17 protein-coding genes are annotated in these 19,458 nt (G+C 61.0%); 9 read left to right on the top strand and 8 right to left on the bottom strand.

The window, feature by feature from the left end:
* The first annotated feature begins 78 nt into the window (after positions 1-78).
* The gene (locus JAB6_RS12480) at positions 79-1,755 is read left to right on the top strand and encodes an electron transfer flavoprotein-ubiquinone oxidoreductase (protein ID WP_175444538.1); all 1,677 of its coding nucleotides are present in this window, start codon (positions 79-81) and stop codon (positions 1,753-1,755) included.
* A gap of 53 nt (positions 1,756-1,808) precedes the next feature.
* Here JAB6_RS12480 and JAB6_RS12475 read toward each other — a convergent pair whose 3' ends face one another.
* Positions 1,809-2,471 (bottom strand): acetyltransferase, encoded by a 663-nt coding sequence (locus JAB6_RS12475; protein ID WP_070303097.1) that lies wholly within the window; start codon positions 2,469-2,471, stop codon positions 1,809-1,811.
* Positions 2,472-2,745: 274 nt separating this feature from the next.
* Between JAB6_RS12475 and JAB6_RS12470 the strand changes: the two genes are divergently transcribed.
* The 7 genes from JAB6_RS12470 to JAB6_RS12440 all read left to right on the top strand — a co-directional run bounded on the left by JAB6_RS12470 (position 2,746) and on the right by JAB6_RS12440 (position 12,184).
* On the top strand, positions 2,746-5,955 hold the full coding sequence (locus JAB6_RS12470; protein ID WP_175444537.1) for a tetratricopeptide repeat protein: 3,210 nt from the start codon (positions 2,746-2,748) through the stop codon (positions 5,953-5,955).
* Positions 5,955-7,106, top strand: coding sequence for a DegT/DnrJ/EryC1/StrS aminotransferase family protein (locus JAB6_RS12465; RefSeq protein ID WP_175444536.1), 1,152 nt, complete (start codon positions 5,955-5,957; stop codon positions 7,104-7,106). Before JAB6_RS12470 ends, JAB6_RS12465 begins: the two co-directional genes overlap by 1 nt.
* Positions 7,106-7,834, top strand: coding sequence for an acetyltransferase (locus JAB6_RS12460; protein WP_070303094.1), 729 nt, complete (start codon positions 7,106-7,108; stop codon positions 7,832-7,834). Before JAB6_RS12465 ends, JAB6_RS12460 begins: the two co-directional genes overlap by 1 nt.
* A 141-nt stretch (positions 7,835-7,975) precedes the next feature.
* A complete protein-coding gene (locus JAB6_RS12455) occupies positions 7,976-8,851 on the top strand; it encodes a flagellin (protein WP_070303093.1) in 876 nt (291 codons plus the stop codon).
* A gap of 242 nt (positions 8,852-9,093) precedes the next feature.
* Positions 9,094-9,969 (top strand): flagellin, encoded by an 876-nt coding sequence (locus JAB6_RS12450; protein WP_070303092.1) that lies wholly within the window; start codon positions 9,094-9,096, stop codon positions 9,967-9,969.
* Positions 9,970-10,150: 181 nt separating this feature from the next.
* Positions 10,151-11,026, top strand: a complete 876-nt coding sequence (locus JAB6_RS12445; RefSeq protein WP_034757885.1) for a flagellin — start codon at positions 10,151-10,153, stop codon at positions 11,024-11,026.
* A 57-nt stretch (positions 11,027-11,083) separates the two neighbouring features.
* On the top strand, positions 11,084-12,184 hold the full coding sequence (locus JAB6_RS12440) for a hypothetical protein (RefSeq protein ID WP_070303091.1): 1,101 nt from the start codon (positions 11,084-11,086) through the stop codon (positions 12,182-12,184).
* Between the two features lie 41 nt (positions 12,185-12,225).
* Here the strand turns inward: JAB6_RS12440 and JAB6_RS12435 are convergent, their stop codons facing one another.
* The 7 genes from JAB6_RS12435 to JAB6_RS12405 are packed head-to-tail and all read right to left on the bottom strand — an operon-like array spanning position 12,226 to position 18,537.
* Complete coding sequence (locus tag JAB6_RS12435; protein ID WP_034757882.1) at positions 12,226-14,313, bottom strand: flagellar biosynthesis protein FlhA; 2,088 nt, start codon at positions 14,311-14,313, stop codon at positions 12,226-12,228.
* Entirely contained in the window at positions 14,310-15,449 is a 1,140-nt protein-coding gene (locus tag JAB6_RS12430) for a flagellar biosynthesis protein FlhB (protein ID WP_034757880.1), read from the bottom strand. The genes JAB6_RS12435 and JAB6_RS12430 overlap by 4 nt, the downstream gene beginning before the upstream one ends.
* Positions 15,439-16,239, bottom strand: coding sequence for a flagellar biosynthetic protein FliR (locus JAB6_RS12425; RefSeq protein ID WP_034757878.1), 801 nt, complete (start codon positions 16,237-16,239; stop codon positions 15,439-15,441). Before JAB6_RS12425 ends, JAB6_RS12430 begins: the two co-directional genes overlap by 11 nt.
* 9 nt (positions 16,240-16,248) lie before the next feature.
* Complete coding sequence (locus tag JAB6_RS12420; protein ID WP_034757874.1) at positions 16,249-16,521, bottom strand: flagellar biosynthetic protein FliQ; 273 nt, start codon at positions 16,519-16,521, stop codon at positions 16,249-16,251.
* A gap of 3 nt (positions 16,522-16,524) precedes the next feature.
* Entirely contained in the window at positions 16,525-17,295 is a 771-nt protein-coding gene (gene fliP / locus JAB6_RS12415; RefSeq protein ID WP_070303090.1) for a flagellar type III secretion system pore protein FliP, read from the bottom strand.
* The gene (locus JAB6_RS12410) at positions 17,292-17,657 is read right to left on the bottom strand and encodes a FliM/FliN family flagellar motor switch protein (protein WP_034757866.1); all 366 of its coding nucleotides are present in this window, start codon (positions 17,655-17,657) and stop codon (positions 17,292-17,294) included. Before JAB6_RS12410 ends, fliP begins: the two co-directional genes overlap by 4 nt.
* A 1-nt stretch (position 17,658) precedes the next feature.
* Positions 17,659-18,537: a FliM/FliN family flagellar motor switch protein gene (locus JAB6_RS12405; RefSeq protein ID WP_070303089.1), complete on the bottom strand. Its 879-nt coding sequence runs from the start codon at positions 18,535-18,537 to the stop codon at positions 17,659-17,661.
* Between the two features lie 552 nt (positions 18,538-19,089).
* Here JAB6_RS12405 and JAB6_RS12400 point away from each other — a divergent pair.
* Positions 19,090-19,428 carry a flagellar hook-basal body complex protein FliE gene (locus JAB6_RS12400; protein ID WP_034757853.1) on the top strand — a complete coding sequence of 113 codons (339 nt, stop codon included), beginning with the start codon at positions 19,090-19,092 and terminating at the stop codon, positions 19,426-19,428.
* Positions 19,429-19,458 lie beyond the last annotated feature (30 nt).

Here is a 19,458-nt window from a genome sequence, read left to right as displayed (position 1 = left end):
ACACTCGTGCTTAAATTTCCCCGATGATGCTTTATTCCCTATCCTTGCTACCTAATTGAGTGACTGACAATCGAGACCATGACACAGCCTAATAACTTAGTTGAACAGTACGGACCGCGCGAAACCATGGAGTATGACGTGGTGATCGTCGGCGGTGGCCCCGCAGGCTTGGCCGCGGCGATCCGCCTGAAGCAGCTGGCCGCTGAAAAGAGCCAGGAAGTGTCCGTCTGCGTGCTGGAAAAAGGCGGCGAACTGGGCGCGCATATCCTGTCGGGCGCCATCATGGACCCGAAAGCGCTGACCGAACTGATACCGAACTGGAAAGAACTGGGCGCGCCCCTGAACACGGAAGTGACGGAAGACCGCATCCTGTTCCTGACCGAAACGAAAGCGTATAAAACGCCAGGCTTCGCCGTGCCGGCCTGCTTTGAAAACCACGGCAACTACATCGTCTCGCTGGGCAATGTGGTGCGCTGGATGGGCCAGCAGGCGGAAAACCTGGGCGTGGAAATCTTCCCCGGCTTCCCTGCCGCGGAAATCCTCTACAACGACGACGGCTCCGTCAAAGGCGTGGCGACCGGCAACATGGGCGTCAAGCGCGATGGCGAACCGGGTCCCGACTTCCAGCTGGGCATGGAATTGCACGCCAAGTACACCTTGTTCGCCGAAGGCGCGCGCGGCCACCTGGGCAAGCAATTGATGGCCAAGTATGACTTGAACGCTGGCAAGGATCCCCAGTCGTACGGCATCGGCATCAAGGAATTGTGGGAAATCGATCCGGCCCAGCACAAGCCTGGTCTGGTGATCCACTCGAGCGGCTGGCCGCTGGACACGAAAACCTATGGCGGCTCCTTCCTGTACCACCTGGAAAACAACCAGGTGATGGTGGGCTACGTGGTCGGACTGAACTACGAAAACCCGTATTTGTCGCCGTACGAGGAATTCCAGCGCTACAAGACGCATCCGGAAATCCGCAAGTTCTTCGAAGGCGGCAAGCGTATTTCCTACGGCGCGCGGGCGATCGCGGCCGGCGGCCTGCAATCGTTGCCGAAACTGGTGTTTGCCGGCGGCGCGCTGATCGGCTGCGATGCGGGCTTTTTGAACATGAGCCGCATCAAGGGCAGCCACGCGGCCATCAAGAGCGGCATGCTGGCGGCGGACGCGGCCTTTGGCGCGCTGGGCGAACAGCGCCAGCACGATGAACTGACGAGCTACCCTGTCGCCTTTGAAAAATCCTGGCTGCATGAAGAGCTGCATGTGGCGCGCAACGTCAAGCCATGGCTGTCGAAAGGTTTGTACCTGGGCAGCCTGATGACGGGCATCGACCAGCTGATCTTCCGCGGCAAGGCGCCGTGGACCCTGCACCACTCGCATGGCGACCACGAATGCCTGAAACCGGCGGCCCAGTCGAAAAAGATCGTGTATCCGAAACCCGATGGCAAGCTGACCTTCGACAAGATGTCGTCCGTGTTCATCTCGAACACGAACCACGCGGAAGACCAGCCTATCCACCTGACGTTGAAAAACGCCAGCGTGCCCGTCGACGTCAACCTGGCCACGTACGCGGGACCGGAAGCCCGTTACTGTCCCGCCGGCGTGTACGAGTTCGTGAAGAACGACGACGGCGCCGAACGCCTGCAGATCAATGCGCAGAACTGCGTACACTGTAAAACCTGCGACATCAAGGACCCGACGCAGAACATCGTGTGGGTGACACCGGAAGGCGGCGGCGGGCCGAACTATCCGAATATGTAAGCCGGTCGCCCGGCATGCAGCGGCAGCGCTACCGCGCTGCGGCTGCCGCGAGCTTACAGATACTTGTCGCCAGCCAGGCGGCTGCGTATCGTTTTTGCCGGTGCGCCATAGCTGACGCACAAATCGGCCACGGGCCGCGTCACCACGGCACCGGCGCCGACCACGCAGTGACTGCCTATGCGCATGCGCTGCAGCAGCAAGGCGCCCATGCCCAGGGCGCTGCACGTGCCGATGAAGCAACTGCCGCCTGTCGCAGCGGCAGGCGCCAGGCTGGAAAACGCCTCCATCACGGAATCGTGATCAAGCGAGGCGCGCGTGTTGACGATACAGCCATGCCCGACGTCGCAGCCGGGATTGATCACCGCCCCTGCCATCACCACGCTGCCCGCACCGATGTGCACGGTCCTGGCGACACAGGCCTGCGGATGCACGGCGCTGACGAATGGCAGTTGCGGGCACAATGCCGCCACGCGGGCCGTCACGCTTGCCCGCACGAAGTTGTCGCCGATGGCCACCAGTAATCCTGCCACGGCCAGCTGCTCCACCAGGACCGGTAGATCGGACTCGGCGCCCAGGACGCGATAGCCCGAGGTTTCCTCACCGATCGTCCGGAACGCATCGATCAAGCCGGCGATATGAAAGACCCCCTGGCGTTCGACCACGTCAATGACGACCTTCGCATGGCCCGACGAGCCAATGATTAAAATGTTTTGCATATCCCAGCTGAAAAGTGAACGATATCGGACAGCGACCGCCCGGCAAGGAAGGCGCCAATTCACGGGCATCATACCAGCAGCCCGGCACAAGGCATGCCGCCCATCCGCCTGCAAGGTTTTTAAAACAGCCACTTTTCCCCGCGCTTTGACCAGCCAGCAACACCAAGTTTGCATTGCGACAGCATTCCTGGATAAATTCCACCTGGAAAGTTTCTCAGAAGCACTTTCACCAGTTACAATTCCCTCTGCTAACTATTTCACCTTCCGCCCGCCCATGAACGCAAACGCCCTTCCCGCAGTGCCCCTCGACGCCGAATTGCAGCAGGCAATCACCGAACATCAGGCTGGCCGTTATGCCGAGGCGGAAGAGCTTTACCTGGCGATTTTGCAGGCGCAGCCGTATCACGCCATCGCCAACCACAATATGGGCTTATTGGCAGGACAGGTCGGGCAATACGAGGCCGGCTTGCCGTATCTGCACAAGGCGCTGTCGGTCAACCCCGACGAAGGCCAGTTCTGGCTGTCGTATGCGGATGGTTTGCTCAAGGCCGGCGAACGCGAACAGGCGCTGGAGATCGTCACGTCGGCCATCGCGCGCGGTCTCGACAACGAGCAGTCGCAAGGCTTGCGCAGCCGCATCGAAACGGCGATCGCCGGCACGCCGACAGCGCAGGAAACGCAGCACGTCATTGCGCTGTATCAAGCCGGCCACCATGCCGAACTGGAGGCGGCCAGCCACGCCCTGACGCAGCGCTATCCCGACTCCGATTTTGCCTGGAGCGTGCTGGGCACCGCCCTGCAATTGCAGGGCAAGGATGCGTTCGAGGCCCTGCAAAAAACCACGCAATTGGCACCCAACGATGCCGAAGCGCATGGCAACCTGGGCACCGCATGGCAGGAACGGGGCATGTACGACCAGGCGATCGACAGCTATGCCCGGGCGCTGGAACTGAATCCGGACTTTGTCGAAGCGCATGGCAACCTGGCGGCGGCCCTGCAGGCGCAAGGCAAGCTGGAGCAGGCTGAACAGGCATACCGGCAAGCGCTGGCACTGCGTCCCGATTACGCCAAGGGCCACTTCAATCTCGGCAATACACTGCAAGCGATGCAGCGCAGCGCCGAAGCCATCGCCTGCTATCAAAGCGCGCTGGCCCTGCTACCGGGCGACGCCGACATCTATCTGAATCTGGGCAACGCCCAGCAAGACCTGCAGCAATGGCAAGCGGCCATCGTCAGCTACCGGGCCGTACTGCAATTGGCGCCCCAGACCACGGCGGCGCATGCCAATCTGGCCGCGGCGCTGCATGGAGCCCAAGACTACGCGGGCGCCGTGACCAGCTACCGCCGCGCCATCGCACTGCATCCCGACGACGCCAAACTGCACAACAACCTGGGACGCGCCCTCCAGTCGCTGGAGCAGCCGGAGGAAGCGATCGCCGCGTACGAGCAGGCGATCGCGCTCGATAGCGATTTCACCCAGGCGCTGAGCAATCTGGGATTGCTTCAATGCAAACAGAAGAATTACACGGCGGCCATCGAGTACTGCGCAAGAGTGCTGCGCCTGCAGCCGGACGACGCGCAAGCCTGCGGCCAGCTCGCCATTGCCTACGGCGCCGCCGAAGACCATGACAATGCCTTGAAGTATTTCAAGCTTGCCATCGACCTGGCTCCCGGCAACGCCGCGAACCACAGGCAGCTGGCCGATTACTACAGCACCATCAAGCGCTATCCGCTCGCGGTGGAGGCATACCGCCGCACCCTGGAACTCGATTCCGACGATAGCGAAACGCACAACCACATGGGCGTCGCCCTGCAAGAACTGGAGCAATACGACGCAGCCACCGCCGCCTATGAGTGCGCGCTCGAACTGGAACCGAAAAACATCTCGGCGCTGTGCAACCTGGGCTCGACGCAGCAGGCGCAGAAGCAACTGGAACACGCAAAACAGACTTATCTGGCAGCACTCGCTATCGATCCAGCATTCGAGCGCGCCCACTTCGCACTCGGCAATTGCTACGTGCTCATGAACGAGCAGCTGCTCGCGCTCGAGTGCTACCACAAGACACTGGAAATCAATCCCGACTATCGCGACGCCTACGTCAATATCAGCGCCACTTTCAGCAATATCGGCAGGATAGAAGAAGCGATTGAAACCTGCCGCAAGGGCCTGGCCGTCTGCCCGCTGTGGGAAACCCTGTTCAGCAACTACCTGTTCCTGTTGTCGCATAGCACCGAGATCGATCCCCAGGCGCTCTTTGCCGAGCATCAGCGCTTCAGCGACACCTTTGAAACGCATATCGCCAAAGGACGCGGGGAGCACAGCAACAGCCGCGACCCGCTGCGCACCTTGAAAGTCGGCTTCGTGTCGGGCGACCTGCACAACCATCCGGTGCCGCACTTTCTCATTCCGATACTGGAAAATATCGCCGATGACGCCCAGTTGTCGCTGTATGCCTACCACAACAATCCGTGCAATGACGACATCACGGAGCGCCTGCGGGAAGTCATTCCCCACTGGCGCCAGGTGGAACACCTGTCCGATCCTGACCTGGGCCAGCTGATCCGCGACGATGGCATCGACATCCTGATCGATTTGTCCGGCCACACGGGCAAGAACCGGCTGCTCATGTTTGCCGCCAAGCCGGCCCCTGTCCAGGCCAGCTGGATCGGCTACCCGCTCACGACGGGACTGCAATCGATCGATTACTATCTGGGTGATCAGCACTTCACGCCACCGGACGAATTAGGCGACCAATTCTCCGAGAAACTGCTGCTGCTGCCCGCCTGCGTGCCCTTCCTGCCGTCCAAGCTGGCGCCCAGCGTCCAGCCCGCGCCCGTATTGACCAATGGCCACATCACGTTTGGCAGTTTCAACCGTACCAATAAAATCAATCGCCAGGTCATCGCGCGCTGGGCCAGGGTGCTGCGCGCCGTCCCCGATTCCAAGATGATCGTGGCGGCCATGCCGAAATCGGAAGCGCCGCCGCAACTGGCGGCCTGGTTCGCGGAGGAAGGCATTGCGCCGGAGCGCCTGACCTTCGAAGGACGCACGGGCATGGCCCAATTCATGGCCATCCATCACCGCATCGATATCTGCCTCGACGCCTTCCCGTATTGCGGCAGCACGACAACGCTGCATGCGCTGTGGATGGGCGTGCCCACCCTCACGACAGCAGGCCCGACCATGCCTAGCCGCGCCGGCAACATGATCATGCGCCAGGTCGAACTCGATGACTTTATTGCCACCGACGAAGATGATCTCGTGCGCAAGAGCGTGGCCATGGCGGCCAACCCCATGCTGCTGGGCGCCTACCGCTTCAGCATGCGGCACCGCCTGGAACGCTCGGTCCTGGGCAAACCCAAGCTGATTACGGAAGGCCTGGAAAATGGCTTGCGCATCATCTGGCAACGCTGGTGCGAGGGCTTGCCGCCCATCTCGTTCGAAGCACCCGTGGCCGTACCCAACCCGCCGATCGGATTATGATGAGCGCTCAAAAAAACAAACCCGTGTATGTCACCCAGCCCCTGCTGCCGCCGCTGGAGGATTTCCTGCCGTATCTGGAAACGATCTGGAACAACAAGATCCTGACCAATGGCGGCCCGTTCCACCAGCAACTGGAACAGGCGCTGTGCGACTACCTGGGCGTCAAGCACATCTGCCTGTTCGCCAATGGCACCTTGGCATTGATGACGGCCTTGCAGGCGCTGCGCATCAACGGCGAAGTCATCACGACGCCGTATTCGTTTGTCGCCACCGCTCATTCGCTGCTGTGGAATAACATCAAGCCCGTCTTTGCCGACATCGAGCCGCACAGCCTGAACCTCGACCCGAGCAAAATCGAGGCGGCCATCACGCCGCAGACCACCGCCATCATGCCCGTGCATTGCTACGGCCGGCCATGCGATATCGAAGCCATCGAGAAAATTGCCGACAACTACAACCTGAAGGTGATCTACGATGCCGCGCATGCGTTTGGCGTGCGCCACCGGGGCGGCAGCGTGCTCAATCACGGCGACCTTTCCGTAATCAGCTTTCATGCCACCAAGATCTTCAACACCTTCGAAGGCGGCGCCATCGTCTGCCCCGACGCCAAGACCAAGCAACGGATCGACCACCTGAAAAACTTCGGCTTCGTCGATGAGGTCACGGTCGTTGCCGCCGGCATCAATGGCAAGATGAGCGAAATCAATGCCGCCTTCGGCTTGCTGCAGCTCAAGGGCATCGACGGCGCGCGCCAGAAACGCAAGGCGATCGATGCGCATTACCGCCAGCAACTGGCTGGCATCGATGGCATCACCTGCGTGCAGCAAGGCGATGCCGAGGCCGCCAACAACGCGTATTTCCCCATCCTGGTCGGCCCCGATTATCCGCTGTCGCGCGACGCCCTGTTCCAGCGCCTGCGCGACCAGGAAATCTATGCGCGCCGCTATTTTTACCCGCTCATCAGCGACTTCCCCATGTACCGCGGCATGCCGTCCGCCGCGCACGCGAACCTGCCCGTGGCGCGGCTCGCCTCATCGCAAGTGATCTGCCTGCCCATCTATCCGGATCTGGAGATGGCGACCGTGGACGCCATTATCGCCATGATCGCCGCGCCCGCACTGCAACAAGAAGTGATACGGAACATCGCCTGATGCAAATTTCCACCGAAACCAATTTTTCCGGCGTAGCGGAGAACCATGCCTGGTCGGGCCAATTCACGGTGCTGGGCTACGCGGATGGCGCCATCAGCACCCTGCCCCATCAATTTTTCCGCAACTGGCTGGACCAGGAACCGGAGAACGGCCACTTTTATATTGGGCGCGGCTCCTGTTTCGGCGTCGGTTCGCTGGTGAAATATGACAGCGGACAGCAAAGCCTGTGCGTCGGACGCTATGTAGCCGGTGGCTCGCGCCTGAGTTTCATCCTCAATGGCCAGCATGAAATGCGCACGGTCTCGACCTTCATGCTGTCGATCCTTGGCGGCGGATTGAAAAATACGCCGCCGCCACAGTATGCCGACACGGTGATCAAGAACGATGTGTGGATCGGCGACGAAGTGATGGTGCTGGGCGGCAGCGTGATCGAAAACGGCTGCGTCATCGGCGCGCGCTCGCTGCTGCCGCCGAATTTCCGCTCGGAACCTTATGGCATCTATGTGGGCTCGCCGGCGCGCCTGATCCGCTACCGCTTCACGGAAAAAGTCCGTGCCGCGCTGCTGGAACTGGCCTGGTGGGAAATGCCACTGGAATGGGTACGCAACAATAACGCCATGTTCATGGAAGACCTGTGCGCCGACGAAGCGAAGGCCTTGCTGGTCATCGATATCCTGAAAAGCAGCCGCCGGCAATGGGAAGCGGAACACGGCGGCGCGGTGGATTGAACTTGCGCAGCTTGCCATTCAGGCAAGTAAAAAATTATTTCCGCACGGCATTTAATAAAGTGGAAGCGATGGTCGTCTTGTACTGGTAGGAGCAGATAAACCGTCGCTCCTCACCATAACCACCCAATTAGGAATGACACCATGCTGAGTCTTCACACCAACGCTGCTTCCCTGTCGGCACAAAATTCGATCTCGAATACCCAATCCAAACTGTCGACTTCGATGACGCGCCTGAGCACCGGCTTCCGCATCAACTCGGCAATGGATGACGCTGCCGGCCTGCAAATCGCCACCCGCCTGAAAGCACAAACCAGCGGCATGACCGTTGCGATGAACAACACGCAAAACAGCACCTCGCTGCTGCAAACGGCCGAAGGCGCGTTCGCTGAAGTCACCAACATGCTGGTGCGCATGAAAGACCTGGCAACCCAGGCTTCCGATGCCTCGTCGACCGCAGCCGACAAGACCGCCATGCAAGCTGAATACAATGCATTGGGTCAAGAGCTGTACAACGTGATGACCAACACCACGTTCGGCGGCACCAAGCTGCTGGGCAAAGGTAGCGCTGCTGCCGACGGCACGCTGTCGACGTCGATGACGTTCCAGATCGGTGCAAGCTCGACCGAAAAAATGACTTTCGACGTATCGGGCAACCTGTCGACCTTGAACACTGCCCTGAGCGGCCTGAGCGCGAACTTCTCGAGCGGCGCATCGACCGGCGCGACGGAACTGACCGCTTCCGCCAACGCCACCATCGGCCTGCTGGCTACCGCCATCGACAGCGTCAGCACCGTGCGTTCGGCACTGGGCGCGACGGCTAACCGTCTGGACCACGTCAACACCAACTTGTCGAACATCGCCACCAACACCAAAGCCGCTACCGGCCGCATCATGGACACCGACTTCGCTACCGAAAGCTCGAACATGACGTCGTCGCAAATGCTGCTGCAAGCTGGCACCGCGATGCTGAAACAAAGCAACAGCATGTCCTCGATGGTCATGTCCCTGCTGCAATAATATCGGCCTGCCGCTTGCGGCCAGCTCATCGAAGCCAGACTCCGGTCTGGCTTTTTTTTCGCCTGCGGCTGGCACAAGCATGTCGCAACACCAGCAAAACAGGCCGGCGAAGCAACAAATACCATTTATTTTAAAAAATTTCCTTAAAGCATTTAATTAAGGTGGCGGCACGGTCGTCTTGTACTGATAGGAGCAGATAAACCGTCGCTCCTCACCGTAACCACCCAATTAGGAATGACACCATGCTGAGCCTTCACACCAACGCTGCTTCCCTGTCGGCACAAAATTCGATCTCGAATACCCAATCCAAACTGTCGACTTCGATGACGCGCCTGAGCACCGGCTTCCGTATCAACTCGGCAATGGATGACGCTGCCGGTCTGCAAATCGCCACCCGCCTGAAAGCACAAACCAGCGGCATGACCGTTGCGATGAACAACACGCAAAACAGCACCTCGCTGCTGCAAACGGCTGAAGGCGCTTTCGCTGAAGTCACCAACATGCTGGTGCGCATGAAAGACTTGGCAACCCAGGCTTCCGATGCTTCGTCGACCGGCGCCGACAAGACCGCCATGCAAGCTGAATACAATGCACTGGGTCAAGAGCTGTACAACGTGATGACCAACACCACGTTCGGCGGCACCAAGCTGCTGGGCGACGGCGCAGCTGCCGCCTCCGGCACGCTGTCGACGTCGATGACGTTCCAGATCGGTGCAAGCTCGACGGAAAAAATGAGCTTTGACGTTTCCGGCAACCTGACCGCGCTGAACGCAGCCCTGACCGGCCTGAGCAAAAACTTCTCGTCGGCAGCATCGACGGGCGCAACGGAACTGACCGCCACCGCCAACGCCACCATCGGCCTGCTGGCTACCGCCATCGACAGCGTCAGCACCGTGCGTTCGGCACTGGGCGCGACGGCTAACCGTCTGGACCACGTCAACACCAACTTGTCGAACATCGCCACCAACACCAAAGCCGCTACCGGCCGCATCATGGACACCGACTTCGCTACCGAAAGCTCGAACATGACGTCGTCGCAAATGCTGCTGCAAGCTGGTACCGCGATGCTGAAACAAAGCAACAGCATGTCCTCGATGGTCATGTCCCTGCTGCAATAATATCGACTTGGCCGCTTGCGGCCAGTTCATCGAAGCCAGACTCCGGTCTGGCTTTTTTTTCGTCTGCGGTTCCTGGTCTTTCCGGCATATTGAACTAAATTGCCATCACGTTTAACGATGTTGCCGGCATAGTCGCCTATACAAGGTAGAACACCGAACAATCGTCCACTGGAGCCGCCGCGTGCTGAGCATTCATACCAATACTGCCGCACTGTCAGCCCAGCGGGCCATGGGCTGGGCACAGCAAATGCTGTCGACGTCGATGACGCGCCTCTCCACGGGCTTTCGCATCAACTCGGCCATGGACGACGCGGCCGGCTTGCAGATCGCTACCCGGCTGAGCGCCCAGACCAGCGGCATGGCGGTGGCCATGCGCAACACGCAAAACAGTACTTCCCTGCTGCAGACGGCCGAAGGCGCGTTTGGCGAAGTGACCAGCATGCTCGTGCGCATGAAGGACCTGGCCACCCAGGCAGCTGACGCCTCGTCGAACCAGAAGGACCGCGAGGCCATGCAGGGCGAATACGATGCGCTGGGGGCCGAGCTGTACAACGTGATGACGAATACCCGCTACGGCGGCACTTTATTGCTGGGCAACGGCAGCGCCGGCATGGGTACCCTGTCGCAAGCCCTGACGTTCCAGATCGGCGCCACCGGCAGCGAAACCATGCAGTTCAGCGTGGCGGGCGACATGGGCGCGCTCAACGCGGCACTACAGGCGATCTCCGTCAATTTCGCGCCAGGCGCCACCGCCGGCAGCGAATTTGCCAGCAACAGCAGCGCCAATGGCATGATCGACATGCTGGCGGCGGCCGTCGACAAGGTCGGCAGCGTGCGCTCGGCGCTGGGTGCCACCGCGAACCGGCTCGGACACATCTACAATAACCTGTCCAACATGGTCACCAACACCAAAGCCGCCATCGGCCGCATCATGGATGTCGACTACGCGGCCGAAAGCGCCAACATGACCTCGGCGCAAATGCTGCTGCAAGCAAGCACGGCCATGCTCAAGCAAAGCCAGAGCATGAGCAAGCTGATCCTTTCTTTACTACAATAATTACCGGTAGGACGCGATGGCGGATCGGATGAATATGTATCAGCAGGAAGCAATGGCATGGCGATAGACCGCATTGCATCGGGCAATCCAGTGCCCCTGATTACCCAGCGCTTCGACGTCAGCCCCGCTACGCCGATGGTGCCGGGCGTGGTCCAGCCGCTGGTGCCGATCGGCCCCTATATGGCGCCCGCGCCCGACGCCGGCACCCTGCCCGCCCAGCTGCAGCAGAAGGGACAGGACAGCCTGGCATCCCTCATCAAGCCCAATGCCGATGGTACGGGCGGCGCCCTGCCGCGCGACAGCAGCGCCATGCAGGTCAACCAGCTGTTCTTCACGCGCCAGCTGATATGGCAGCCGCCCGACGCGGCGCAGCTGGCCGCGTCGTGGCGCGTGATGGTGCGCACGTATGGCGAACAATATGCGGCTCTGCAAGAACAGGCGCGCGGCCAGCATGTGCCGGGCAGCCTGTTCATGGCCGAGCAGCAGCCGGCCCTGCTGCGCGAAGGCGCACGTCCGCCGTTGACGGTCGACAGCGAAGCGTGGCGCTTTGCCGTGTATGGCTGGGGCGGCCAGCGCCTGCTGCTGCGCGTGCTGGCCAGCGACGAAGACGAAGATGCAACACCGAGGCGGCGCGGCAAGGTGGCGCTGCGCGTCGAACTGATCATCATCGGCATCGGCCGGGTCGTGATCCAGATGGAACCGTCCGGCGACGGCGTGCTGCTGGAACTGGCCGCCGACGAGGAAGCCGCGCTGCGCCATTTGCGCCTGGCCCTGCCCGAAATCGCCGACGCCGTACGGCGCGCGGGCCTGCGCCTGGTGCTCTGCCGCCTGAACCGCCAGTTGCATGCGCAGCGCGTACACGGCAACTACCCGATGCAGGCGGGGGCCGCCTCGCTGTCGCTGCCCCTGTTCCGCGCCATGGCCGAAGTGGCCCTGCTGCTGACGCAGCCGGAAGCGGAAGTGGCGGCCGATCCCGATGCGCCCCAAGCCCCCGCCGCCGAAGCCGAGGAGGAGCCCGTCATCGTCTCGAAGGAAGTGGCGGCGCCGTTCGGTTACGACTATGGCGACGAGGAAGACACGGCGCCAGGCGCCACCGTGCTGCTGCTGGCCGACGGCCAGGAGCACGAGCTGATGCCGCCCATCGACGAGCAGGATTGACGCGGCATAAAAAAACGGCGCCCGTAGCGCCGTTTTTCATTTTACCCCACCGTGCCGATGATGCTCACTTCGCGGTTTTCCGGGATCTCGTTATACGACAGCACGTGCAGGCCAGGCGCGAACAGGCGCGCATAGCGGGCCAGCAGCGGACGGATCTGCGGCAGCACCAGCAGCAGCGGCGGCGTGGCCTGCTGCTTCATCTGCTCGCGCGCCACCGGCATGTTCACTTGCAGCTGCGACAGCAGATGCGGGTCGATCGGATAGTTGTCCAAAGTCACCTTGCCCGACTGGCGCGCCTGGTTCAGGGAACCAAGCAGCATGTTTTCCAGTTCGCCGCCCAGGTTAAACGCCTGCATTTCCATCTTCTGGCCGAACAGGCCGCTGACGATCTGGCGCCGCAGCGCACAGCGCACTTCGGCCGCCAGCAGAATCGGATCCTTGGTCGTTTCCGAACTGTCGAGCAAGGTGGTGGCGATGGGCACGATATCCTTCAGTGACACATTTTCCGCCAGCAAGACGCGGAACACGCGCAGCAGCTGCGTATGCGTCAGCGCCTTGTCCAGCGCGCCAGCGAGCTTGGGCGACAGGGCCGTCAGGCGCTCCATCATGTTCGACACGTCTTCGTGGCGGAACAGTTCCGGCAAGTATTCGCGCACCATCTTCGACAAGTGCGTGGCGATCACGCTGGGCGCCTCGATGACCTGGTAGCCGAGGCCCAGCGCATGTGCTTTTTCGCCCGGTTCGATCCACGTGACGGGCATGCCGTAGGCCGGTTCGATGCCGGGAATGCCGTCGAGCTGGCCATACACGTTCGGCGACGGGATCGCCATCAGGCGGTCGGCCTGCACTTCCGCCTGCGCCACCACGGTGCCCGACAGCACGATCGCGTACTGCGACGGCTTCAGGGCCAGATCGTCGCGCACACCGATATTCGGCAGCAGCAAACCCATCGATTCGGACAGGCTCTGGCGCACACCCTTGACGCGCTTGTTCAACGGTTCACCCTGGGTCTTATCCACCATGCCGACCAGCTTGTAGCCGAGCATCACCATCAGCGGCTGCACGGCCGGCAATTGCTGCCATTCCAGTTCAGCCGGCTTGTCATCGCGCAAGGCCGCCTCGATGGCCGCCATGCCGGCCGCATCGGGCCCCTTCACGCGCTTGGTCAGGCGCCAGGCAACAAAAGCCAGCACGCCGGCAAAGGTCATGAACATGAACCACGGCATGCCCGGAATCAGGGCCAGCGCCACCATCATGCCGGCCGCGCTGTAGATCACCGTTGGCGAGGTCAGCACCTGGCCTGCCACTTGCTGTTCGAAGTCGCCCGAATCGCTGATACGGGTTACGAGGATGGCGGCCGCGGCCGACAGCAGCAGCGCCGGGATCTGCGCCACCAGGCCATCACCGATGGTCAGCAGCGCGTACTGGCGGAAGGCGTCGCCGAACGACAGGTCGTGCATCAGCGAGCCGATGGCCACGCCGCCGACCATGTTGATGATCAAGATCAAAATACTGGCGACGGCATCGCCACGCACGAACTTCGACGCGCCGTCCATGGCGCCATAGAAATCCGCTTCGGCGGCCACGTCCTTGCGGCGGATCTGGGCTTTTTCCTGATTGATCAGGCCGGCGTTCAGGTCGGCGTCGATCGCCATCTGCTTGCCCGGCAAGGCATCGAGCGTAAAGCGCGCCGACACTTCCGAGATGCGCTCGGCGCCCTTGGTGACGACGGCGAAGTTGATGATCATCAAGATCACGAAGACGACGATACCGACGACGAAGTTACCGCCGATCACCACGTTACCAAACGCCTCGATCACCTTACCGGCCGCATCCGCGCCCGTATGGCCGTGCAGCAACACCACGCGCGTCGACGCCACGTTCAGGGTCAGCCTGAGCATGGTGGTGGCCAGGATCACCGTCGGGAAGACGGAGAAATCGAGCGGCCGCTTGGCCGACACGCTGACGAGGATGACGATCAGTGCCAGCACGATATTGAAAGTGAACAAGATATCGAGCAGCACGGGCGGCAGCGGCAAGATGATCATCGCCAGGATCACCAGCAGGAACAGCGGCGTGGCGAACTTGTGGCGGCGCATTTCGGCAACCAACCGGTTCAGGAAATTCATGAAGGTACTACCTCGCTCAAATGAGATGGCACGACCACCTCGGTGGGAAATGGGGGCTGGGCGGCGCGCTGCCCAGTACGGAATGCTTTCAGCTGCAGTATGTAGTTGAGCACCTGCGACACGGCCTGGTACAGCTGCACGGGAATCTGCTGCTGTACCTGGCTGGTGTTGTAGATGGCGCGCGCCAGCGGCGGCAACTCCAGCGTTTCGATATTGTGTTCCTTCGCCACTTGCCGGATATACAGCGCCATCTCGTCGACGCCCTTGGCAACGACGAACGGCGCCTCGGCGCGGTCCTGGTCATACTTCAATGCGACGGCGTAATGCTCGGGATTGACGATCACCACGTCGGCGTCGGGCACGGTCTTGCGCACGCTGCGCCGGCCGATCTGCTGCTGCAGCTGGCGGATGCGCTGGCGCACTTCGGGCCGCCCCTCGCTGCTTTTATGTTCTTCCTTGACGTCCTGCTTGCTCATGCGCTGGTTGCGGGCAAAGAAAAACGCCTGCGCCGGCACGTCGATGATGGCAAACAGCACGAAGACGGAAATGAGCGCCATCAGGCCGTCGAGCATCAGCGCCGAGCCATCGAGCATGGCCTGCTGCAGGGGCCGGTGTTGCAAATCCACGTACTGCGTCAGGCTGGAGCGGCTCACGTGCACGAGTACCATGCCCAGCACGGCGGCCTTGGCGATCGACAAGCCGAATTCAAAGCCGTGCTTGGGCGACACGAGGCGGCCCAGATTCTTGGCCGGACTCAGGCGCTCCATCTTCGGCGCCCAGTTCTTCGTGCTGATGACCCAGCCGCCAGGGATCAAGGAACCGAGTACAACAAACAAAGGCACGCAGAACAGCGGCACAATCATCTTGATCAGCAAGCCCACCGACGTGGTAAACGCCATCGACATGGCATTTTCCAGCGCGCCCTTGCTGTCGAGCGGCATGAAGGACATGGCGAACAGTTCGCGAAAGCTGACCAGATAACCGGGCAGCAGGTAAATGAAGACCTTCATGCTGATCAGGATGCCCAGCGCCGTCGACAGGTCGCGCGAACGCACCACCTGCCCTTCCTGGCGCGATTTCTTCAGCTTCTGTGCTGAAGCCTTTTCTGTTTTGTCGCCCGTGCTGCTATCCGCCATGGGCCACCCGCATTTGTTCCTGGATCATGTCGAGCACGCGGTTCGTCATGGCGACATAGTGCTCCGGGATAAAGCGCACGATCTGTATCAGCATCAGCAGGCCGAACATGGTGATCATGGAAAAACCCAGCGAAAACAGGTTCAGCGACGGCGCCACCCGGTTCAGGAAGCCAAAGCCCAGCTGCACCACCATGGTGGAAAAGACGATGGGCAAGGCCAGCAGCATGGCGGCGGCGAAGATCCACGCCACGTTATACGCCACCGTCTGCAGCAGCAGCGGCCCGTAGCCCTGTCCCACGGGCCAGGCCGTGAAGCTGGCGCCGATCACGCCCGTCAGCACGAGGTGGCCGTCGATGGCGAAAAACACGATCATGCACATGATGGTGAGCAAACCCGTGATCACGTCCGACGAGGTGCCGTTGAGCGGGTCATTCATGACGGCCATGGAAAAGCCCACCTGGCTCGACACGAGGTAGCCGAGCACCGACATGACGGACATGGCGAAGTGGAAAGCCAGGCCAAGGACGAAGCCGATGATGGCCTGCTCCAGGGTGGCGACGAGGGCGTGCAGGGAAAACGGATCGATCTTCAGCAATTCCTGCGACACGCCAGACGCCTGCATCACGGGCAGCATCAGGATCGCCAGCACCAGCGACAGCAGCACCCGCACAGGAACGGGCACCATCGCGTCGCCGATCACGGGCGAGGCGCTGAGCATGGCCAGGATGCGGCAGAACGGCCACCACACGGCCAGCAGAAACGGCAGCACCTGATTGAAAATCTGATCCATGGCGCGGTGCTATCCGACCAGGGTGGCGGCGCGCTGAAAAATGGACACGCAATAATCCATCAGGTAACCGGCCATCCAGCGTCCGGCCAGGATCAGGGCCAGCAGGGTGACCAGCAGGCGCGGCAGGAAACTCATGGTCTGTTCATTGATCGATGTGGCCGCCTGCACCAGCGCGACCAGCAAGCCCATGAGCAAACCCGGCACGACCAGGATCACCACCAGCAGCATGACGACATGCAATGCTTCGATGATCAGGTCGACGGCGACTTCAGGGGTAAACATCGGTCAATAGCCCTGTATGCTGGTAACTAAGGTGTTGACGGTCAGGGTCCAGCCGTCGACGAGCACGAACAGCAGCAGCTTGAACGGCAGCGAGATGACGAGCGGCGAGAGCATCATCATGCCCATGGCCATCAGCACGGACGCCACCACCAAGTCGATGATGAGGAAGGGGATGAACAGCATGCAGCCGATCTGGAACGCCGTCTTCAGTTCGGACAATACAAACGCGGCCAGCTTGACCGTGAAACTATGGTCCTGCGGACGCATGCTCGACGGTTCGCCGGCCAGGTGCGCGATCTGCGCCAGCGCGGCCTTGCTCGTCTGCGCCAGCATGAAGCGCGAAATGGGCACTTCGGCAATTTTCAAGGCTTCCTGCATGCCGATCTGGTCGCGGTCGTACGGCACGAACGCTTCCTTCCACACCTGGTCGCCGATGGGACGCATGACCAGCAAGGTGAGAATCAGGGCGATGCCGGTGACGATACGGTTGGGCAAGCCCTGCTGCAGGCCGAGGGCCTGGCGCAGCAGCGACAGCACGATGACGAAGCGGGTAAAGCTGGTCATCATCATGACCATCACGGGCAGCAGCCCGAGCAGGGTCATGACGACGAGGATCTGCATCTTCACCGACAGGTCGGTCTTCGCGCCCGGCACCACGCCGGCGAGCAGGTCCTGCGCGCCGGCCGCGCCGCAGCACAGCATCAGAACAGGGACAGCCAGCGCGGCAGCCAGCGCGCCGCGGCGCCGGCTCAAGCCGGGTACCGCCAGCTTCATGCTGTCATCAGGTCGAGATTGAGGCCGTCGAGGTCGATGACTTTCAGGCCATAGTTCTCGCCGGCCACCACCACTTCGGCACGGCCGATCGGTGTGCCGTTGACCTTGATCACCAGCGGTTCGCCGGCCAGCATGTCGAGTTCGATCACGCTTTCCGGGCCGATGGCCATCAACTCTTCCAGCGAGATGCGGGCCGAGCCCACTTCCAGGGTCAGAGTGACGGGAATCTTGCGCATCATTTGCGGAATGTCGCGGCGCGCGCGGGTGCTGGCCACGTCGGAGACGTCGCCCTGGTCGATGATCATGTCATCGCCCAGGTCTTCCAGCAGGGTTTCGCTCTGGTTGGTATCGGTGATATTCATATTATTCGACATCTTCAAATGAGGTTAAACAGAGCTTGCCCTTGTGTTCGGAAACAGCCGCTGTAAATAAACGGGAGTCGTCAAGCATGACGTCGGTACGGCTCAGGCTGACTGGAATCACGTCGCCCACGCGCAGGTCGAACAAGGCGCCCAGCTGCACCTGCTTGCTGACGAGCCGGCCTTCCAGGGTCACTTGCAGGCGCGAAGCGAGCGGGCGTACGCTGCCGCGCAAGGCTTTCTTCGCTTGCGCGCGCTCGGGCAGCAGGCCGCGCAGCACGTCGGCCATCAGGCGCTTGTCCAGCGAGAACCAGAACTGGCCGCTCTGCCCCGCTTCGACGTCGCTGAGCGCCACGGTGACGATCCAGCTGCCGCGTGCCGGGTGCACGCCGGACTGCACGGCGACCTCGGCAGTGGTGTCGATGTCGCTGCTCTTGCCCAGGGTTTGCAGGTTCTTGTGGATGCGGGTGAACAAACTGTGGACCAACTGTTGTCCCAGCACCACAGCGAGGCGCTCTTCCGTTGCCGTCACGCGCACTTGCGCCGGATCGGGCAGCGCGCCCTTGGCGCCGGCACTACCGTAGCGATAGTTCAGCACGCTCAACAGTATCTGCCGTTCGAGCGCAAAGCCCGGCTGGCCGGCCGGCGTGGAAAAACTCAGCCAGCGGTTCACGCTGTCTTCGTTCTCCACGCGCGACAAGGTCACGGCGTCGATCTGGAAATTGCCCCAGTAGCGACGGCTCATCGGCTGGCGCAGGGCCACGGCCAGGTCGTCGCGCAGCTGTGCGCCGAATACATGCAGCAAATGGACAGGACGTCCAAGCAGACAGGAATCGAGGACTTGATGGCGCACAGTTTGATCTGTCTTGGTAATGATTGTCATGTAGTGGTCATGTCGGTATTGCGGTGGCAGAACAAATTATACGGATCGCCCGAAATTAAATACAGCATCATCTTGGCCTTGCCGACAGGTCTGCAAGCAAACGATTGCGCATCGTATCGCATGCTCGATGGCTACGGTGCTGAACAATACATGAAAAAGCCAAATATTGCCATGTATCAATATTCCTTGAGGCAATCCTCTCTTTACTTTATAGTTGCCCCGAGGTAAGCTTATAGCGAGAAAATAGTGATTTGCAGTGCGCCATTCCGCTTACCTGATTCCGGTTTTTATGGCAGTTTCCAGCTCCTCTTATTGCCACCAGAAGAAACTTTTATCAGATAATCATTAGTTGTCATGGCCATGTGAATCATGTCGGCGCAGGTCTGCCGGGTTTGTTTGAATCTGCTGAGCGGATGGTGTGGCAACTGATAAAACTGATGGGCCCAATTGAAATCGGGCCGGGCAAGATGGCATTCGATGTAATGCCTGCCGGAATGGCAAACCAGTAATTTCTGATTGATACGTCACCGCATATTGAAAGTAGAGGGCAAGATGAGCAACGAACTCGCAGGTCTGATCAAGGCCGATCTGGCAGCACTGAGCAATGACGCGCGCGCCCTGGGCGCCAGCATCGCTCCCGCCGCCCAGTTCGGCGCACCGGAACAATCCGGCTTCTCGTTTGCGCAAAGCATGAAAGACGCCATCGGCAAGGTCAACGGCGACGACCGCCTGGCCGCGCAGAAAATGAGCGACGTCGACAGCGGCAAGAGCGACGACATGGTCGGCGCCATGCTGGCCAGCCAGGAAGCGAGCCTGTCCTTCTCCATGTTGATGCAAGTGCGCAACAAGGTCATGGGCGCCGTCGACGAACTCATCAAACTGCCTCTGTAATCTTCACGTCCTGATCCACGCCCAGCCTCC

Source organism: Janthinobacterium sp. HH104, assembly GCF_001758715.1.
Taxonomy (GTDB): Bacteria; Pseudomonadota; Gammaproteobacteria; order Burkholderiales; family Burkholderiaceae_D; genus Janthinobacterium; species Janthinobacterium aestuarii.
This window is presented reverse-complemented; position numbering and strand designations above follow the sequence as displayed.

What these genes read in the sequence shown, in the direction of transcription:
- JAB6_RS12410 (WP_034757866.1), bottom strand. Translation starts at nt 17,657, where the DNA reads ATGAATATCACCGATACCAACCAGAGCGAAACCCTGCTGGAAGACCTG.
- JAB6_RS12405 (WP_070303089.1), bottom strand. Translation starts at nt 18,537, where the DNA reads ATGACAATCATTACCAAGACAGATCAAACTGTGCGCCATCAAGTCCTC.
- JAB6_RS12450 (WP_070303092.1), top strand. Translation starts at nt 9,094, where the DNA reads ATGCTGAGCCTTCACACCAACGCTGCTTCCCTGTCGGCACAAAATTCG.
- JAB6_RS12425 (WP_034757878.1), bottom strand. Translation starts at nt 16,239, where the DNA reads ATGGATCAGATTTTCAATCAGGTGCTGCCGTTTCTGCTGGCCGTGTGG.
- JAB6_RS12475 (WP_070303097.1), bottom strand. Translation starts at nt 2,471, where the DNA reads ATGCAAAACATTTTAATCATTGGCTCGTCGGGCCATGCGAAGGTCGTC.
- JAB6_RS12470 (WP_175444537.1), top strand. Translation starts at nt 2,746, where the DNA reads ATGAACGCAAACGCCCTTCCCGCAGTGCCCCTCGACGCCGAATTGCAG.
- JAB6_RS12430 (WP_034757880.1), bottom strand. Translation starts at nt 15,449, where the DNA reads ATGGCGGATAGCAGCACGGGCGACAAAACAGAAAAGGCTTCAGCACAG.
- JAB6_RS12480 (WP_175444538.1), top strand. Translation starts at nt 79, where the DNA reads ATGACACAGCCTAATAACTTAGTTGAACAGTACGGACCGCGCGAAACC.
- JAB6_RS12460 (WP_070303094.1), top strand. Translation starts at nt 7,106, where the DNA reads ATGCAAATTTCCACCGAAACCAATTTTTCCGGCGTAGCGGAGAACCAT.
- JAB6_RS12420 (WP_034757874.1), bottom strand. Translation starts at nt 16,521, where the DNA reads ATGTTTACCCCTGAAGTCGCCGTCGACCTGATCATCGAAGCATTGCAT.
- JAB6_RS12465 (WP_175444536.1), top strand. Translation starts at nt 5,955, where the DNA reads ATGAGCGCTCAAAAAAACAAACCCGTGTATGTCACCCAGCCCCTGCTG.
- JAB6_RS12435 (WP_034757882.1), bottom strand. Translation starts at nt 14,313, where the DNA reads ATGAATTTCCTGAACCGGTTGGTTGCCGAAATGCGCCGCCACAAGTTC.
- JAB6_RS12400 (WP_034757853.1), top strand. Translation starts at nt 19,090, where the DNA reads ATGAGCAACGAACTCGCAGGTCTGATCAAGGCCGATCTGGCAGCACTG.
- JAB6_RS12440 (WP_070303091.1), top strand. Translation starts at nt 11,084, where the DNA reads ATGGCGATAGACCGCATTGCATCGGGCAATCCAGTGCCCCTGATTACC.
- JAB6_RS12455 (WP_070303093.1), top strand. Translation starts at nt 7,976, where the DNA reads ATGCTGAGTCTTCACACCAACGCTGCTTCCCTGTCGGCACAAAATTCG.
- fliP (WP_070303090.1), bottom strand. Translation starts at nt 17,295, where the DNA reads ATGAAGCTGGCGGTACCCGGCTTGAGCCGGCGCCGCGGCGCGCTGGCT.